Annotated in this window: 6 protein-coding genes; all 6 read right to left on the minus strand. The window is 29.3% G+C overall.

What is annotated here, in order from left to right:
* Window positions 1-95: 95 nt before the first annotated feature.
* Window positions 96-674, minus strand: a complete 579-nt coding sequence (locus tag LDL23_RS12170; RefSeq protein WP_291265942.1) for a hypothetical protein — start codon at window positions 672-674, stop codon at window positions 96-98.
* A 168-nt stretch (window positions 675-842) separates the two neighbouring features.
* Entirely contained in the window at window positions 843-1,814 is a 972-nt protein-coding gene (locus tag LDL23_RS12175; RefSeq protein ID WP_291265943.1) for a hypothetical protein, read from the minus strand.
* A 167-nt stretch (window positions 1,815-1,981) separates the two neighbouring features.
* Window positions 1,982-2,416, minus strand: coding sequence for a hypothetical protein (locus tag LDL23_RS12180; protein ID WP_291265944.1), 435 nt, complete (start codon window positions 2,414-2,416; stop codon window positions 1,982-1,984).
* A 154-nt stretch (window positions 2,417-2,570) separates the two neighbouring features.
* On the minus strand, window positions 2,571-3,128 hold the full coding sequence (locus LDL23_RS12185) for a hypothetical protein (protein WP_291265945.1): 558 nt from the start codon (window positions 3,126-3,128) through the stop codon (window positions 2,571-2,573).
* A gap of 196 nt (window positions 3,129-3,324) precedes the next feature.
* Window positions 3,325-3,909, minus strand: a complete 585-nt coding sequence (locus LDL23_RS12190; RefSeq protein WP_291265946.1) for a hypothetical protein — start codon at window positions 3,907-3,909, stop codon at window positions 3,325-3,327.
* Between the two features lie 7 nt (window positions 3,910-3,916).
* Window positions 3,917-4,558, minus strand: a complete 642-nt coding sequence (locus LDL23_RS12195; protein WP_291265947.1) for a hypothetical protein — start codon at window positions 4,556-4,558, stop codon at window positions 3,917-3,919.
* Window positions 4,559-5,098: the final 540 nt, after the last annotated feature.

Below are 5,098 nucleotides of genomic sequence, written 5' to 3' on the forward strand. Positions count from 1 at the left end.
CCAACACCAAGCCATTACAAATATAACAAAACATTCCATTCAGCAGCGGATTTTCCGTAGGAAAATCCGGAAGTAGCCATTGAAGCAAACCGTTGTTAGCTGACGTTTTTTTGTCTTCTGAATATATTTATTTCGCTACTAGTTGCTATTACAAATGTTTCTCCGTCATATGAAAAACCATAAGCTCTCAATTCATAGTCATGGAAAATTCTAAAACATTCTTTTGCTTCATTCTCTTGGTAGATACTTTTAAATTCAGGTTCAAATATAATGTCGATAATTGGCCATTCTGTAGCCATAAACAAAAGTGCATCTCCATTTTTATTCATTAATGGCAAACCTCCTCCGTGAAGTCCACTTACCAATATTTTTTCAGTTGACAAAGCACCAATCCCTAGAGCTGTCATTTCATATGAGTTTATCCAATCCCAATTTGTGTCATAATCTCTTTCGGTTAATTTAGCTTTTTGACAATCAATTATTCCTCTTCCTTGGCTTGAAACTATTAATATCAAATTTGGGTTTATTTTAGAAAAGCCAATTTCACTTAATCCACCAATTGCGAATATAGTTTTTGTCCAACCGTTTGGTGCGTCAACTTTTTTAGTTTGGTTAACAAGATTTTGAAGTCTTTTTTTGTTTTCGTCTTCTCTATTTTTACTGAAAAAGTTCATGTGTTGGAGTATCGTTTTAAAATGACAGCTAACGTTCTGCGGCTTGCTCTCAGTGGCGTTACACCAACACCAAGCCATTACAAATATAACAAAACATTCCATTGAGCAGCGGATTTTCCGCAGGAAAATCCGGAAGTAGCCATTGAAGCAAACCGCTGTTACCAGCAGTTATTTTAGTTTTAATGTCTTTGCAATTAGTTTTATTTGTTGCATCAATTCATCTCTTCTGTCATATACAACACCAGAAAAAATTAAAGAACTATTCTTATTACCAATAGTTATTTGATATACGCTATTGTATTTGCCTTGATATTTTCCTTCAAAATAAATTTCATATCCGAATCCATCTTTTAACTCAATTTCTTTTTCTGAAATTTTTGATATTTCAATTCCACTAGATTTGTGTCTATTTATCATGTCTAATGAATAGTTTTTTAAAGATTCTTTATTGTCAAATTTTGGAAGTACACCGATAATAATTTGATTATCGAAAAGATTGTTTGCGTCAATTTTTCCACTAAGATTATAAACAAATAATTGTGACATATTACCAGCGTTTATAAACTCCGTATTTTTTAAATCAATATTAAAATTTTGCAAATTATTTGAATTTGCTTCCTTTTTTTTATCAAAACTTATTGAAAATAAAGTTTTGATAATTTCCTCTCTAGTTTTTATATCATTCTCTGGAAATACCGCAAAAGCTATAGCGCTAAATTCATTATCGCCAAACGATAAGGCTATTTGCTCAGAATGATTTCTTTTGTCTGCAACATAATAAAGTATGGCTTCATATTCATTAATGAAAAATTCCTTTTTATAAAATTCTTTCGGTAATTTTCCACTTGCAATGTCATTTTCGTAGTTTTTTAAAATGGATTTCTTTGATTCAGTAAAACTTGAATTCTCAATTTCCATGACTTGAATATAGGTTGAAGGATTTTTTTGAATACGTAATAGTTTTTGTATATATTCAAAGTCATTTGGTTTCTTTATAGAAATTCTTGTCCCGTCGAATTGTAGGTCATTTTCGTCATTTTTTGAAATTACTTTATTTGGTATTTTTAAGTCTCTATTTATTTTGGATTCACAGTTTATCATTATTAATGATAATAAAAATAATAAGATTATTTTTTTCATAATAGTTATTTCTATAATTGCTGGTAACGTTCTGCGGCTTGCTCTCAGTGGTGTTGAACCAACGCCAAGCCATTACAAATATAATAAAACATTCCATTCAGCAGCGGATTTTCCGCAGGAAAATCCGGAAGTAGCCATTGAAGCAAACCGCTGTTAGCAAATCGGTTTTATTTTCCACTTAACTTTTTCATTAATATAGGAAATTCCTTTTCGGCTATTTTGTTGTCCATTTTCCCGTCTTTATTGTTGTCTCCATATTCTAAACCAGTTTTAATATAATCTTCAATACCATACAATTCTTTACGGTCTAGATTGTCTACCATTTTATTAAAATTATTTTCTCCGATTTTGTAAATAATCTGTGTAATTATAAATCCTTTGTCGTAACATCCAGCACCATCTCCACAAGGGAAATGATTAAGTCTTCTCAAAGAATTATAATCACCTTTTAAAGTTTTTCTAATAATTGTGTCAAGCTTTTTATTTTCCGCAAAACTTTGGTTTTCGAGTAAAGTCACGCCAATTTCAATACCTTCAATATTATTCTTTTTACAAGAAATAAAAATGAATAGGAGTAAAATTAAAATTATTAGTTTTTTCATTCATCAGGATTTGTAAACTGTTTGCTAACGTTCTGCGGCTTGCTCTCAGTGGCGTTGCACCAACACCAAGCCATTACAAATATAACAAAACATTCCATTCAGCAGCGGATTTTCCGTAGGAAAATCCGGAAGTAGCCATTGAAGCAAACTGCTGTTAGTGGCTGGCTTTCTTTTTGTTTAGATAACGTATTCCAAGCAATATACCAATAACTAAATAATACGCCTTGTATTCATACATCCAAGTTGCAGGTAAAAAAATCTCAAAACTCTTATCATCTGGAAACCAACTTTTGTCTTTGTTATATTTTGACCATATATGACAAAAGATAAAACAAATGACACCTAAAACGAATGTCACTAGTAAACTAAATATTATAGTTTTATTTAAAATGACTTTTCGACTATTTTCAAAATCGATTTTACTTGTTAAATACGTTAGAATAATTCCCGTGATTATTGCAAAGAAAAAGTTATTAATTATTCCATCAACAACAATTATAAAATTTTTATTATGAATTAAACGAATTAAAATATTGTCATCATCAAGATTTTTGTATACAAAATAATAAGAAGAATAGAACCATTCTTGTAATTTTTCTATTTCGAATTCTAAAGCATTATATGAAATAAATCTTACTGTAAAATTATATATAATTCCAAAAATACTAAAGTAAATTATTGACTTTAGGATATTTGTTAGATAAATTTTCATAATATACTTTTATAATTAATTTCGTTTATTTCAACAGTTTTTTTAAGCTTGCCACTAACGTTATGTGGCTTGCTTTCAGTGGCGTTGAACCAACACCAAGCCATTACAAATATAATAAAACATTCCATTCAGCAGCGGATTTTCCTACGGAAAATCCGGAAATAGCCATTGAAGCAAACCGCTGTTGTGCATAGTTTTAATCAGCTTTAATATATGTCCATTTTCCATTAGATTTAGTTATTATTAAAGACATATTATAACCTTGATTAAAACCGTATCTATCTCCAATTTTGTAATCTATAACTACAATTCCTTTATCCATTTTGTCATTAAAGCAAACTCTTGAATAGTTAAATATTAAATATTCTTTTCCAGACAAAGTTTTGTTATTTTTAATTAACATTTGGTTATAAGGTTTTTCTAATTTGATTTTAGTTTTATCAAATTCTCTATATGTTAAAGAATTGAAGTTTTCTGAGTTTATTAATTCGTTAAAAAGTTTTGAGTTTTTTTTAGAAAAATTATTAGAAAACATCCATTCATTATCTTCTTTTATTTGTCTTATTGGAATTAATGCGTCAGATATATAAACGTCAAAATCTAATTCTGAATTATCAACTTGTAAAGTGTCAAGTTCTAAATACTCTTTTTGTAAATTCAAGTGACTTCTTTTTAGATAATCATTTGTAATATCACTTAAAGCTTTAATTTCTTCATTTTCGTAATCGTTTTTACAACTAGCACAAATTATTAAAATGATAAAAAAGAAGAATTTTTTCATGTAGTTTTTAATTTTTATTTCCAATTTTTAAAATAAGGCTTAATAATTCTGAATAACCAGAATCTTTGTAATTTATAGTTAATTCTTCATTTTCTGAATCTTTATGAATAACTGTAATTGTTAGATTCTCTTCCTTGTAATTGTTACTGAAATCTATCCAAAAATTTTCTAAAGAATCATTTTCAATTTGTAAATCGTTTGGAAAATTGTATATATATTTATCAGTGCTAGCTATAAAAAGAGCTACAATGTCCACAAAGTCTTCGACTTGTTCTAATGTTGGTTTTACGTATTGATGCTCCATTAAATTTCTAGTTTTATTTACTTTCAATAAAACTCTAGGTGCGAGAATTCCAAGTTCTTTTATTATTTCAATTTTTTTTGGAAAACCCCAAAATTTCTTTTTTGAAATATTGTAATAACCAAAAGCCATTAGTAGTATATCAACTTGGCAATCGAGAGCTCTTTTTGCGTTTGATAAGGTATTGATTAAATTATGAGAATAAGTATTTTGTAAATCTATTTCCGCATAGTTTAAAAAATCTTGTGGTTTTATTTCAAAATCATTTTCAATTACAAGATTGCCTTTCGAGCTCCAATAGGTATCAGGCTCTTTCAGAAATGATATGATTATTTCAATGTTTTTCATTTTCAAAATTATGCACAACGTTCTGAGGCTTGAATTAATGGCGAGCCACAGCACCAAACCATTACAAATATAACAAAACCATTAAATAAAACAACTGTGCCATTGCGGATTTTCCGCATGCCCAGCCATTAATGCAAACCGCTGTTGTATACAGTGTTGTATTTTCACGAACTGAAAAATCAACACTACGTTTATCCGCAAAGTTTGGTTTTCGGTTTCAAATATCACACAAAGTTTTTCGGTTTAGAATTGTCTCTAAATTGCTAAAATCCGAGAATTGTCTTTGAAGGTTTTCTACACAAAGCTTGGTTCAAGTTTCAATTTTACACAAAATTTTTCGGCTACATTTTTAAGAAATTAGGATGCGAAAAAACATAAAAAAACATCTGCGTAAGTTCGGAAAATACATTGTATACAACGTTTCGCGGCTTGCTCTCAGTGGCGTTACACCAACACCAAGCCATTACAAATATAACAAAACATTCCATTCAGCAGCGGATTTTCCGTAGGAAAATCCGGAAGTAGCCATTGAAGCAAACC

Source organism: Flavobacterium sp. (assembly GCF_020217025.1).
Lineage (GTDB): Bacteria > Bacteroidota > Bacteroidia > Flavobacteriales > Flavobacteriaceae > Flavobacterium.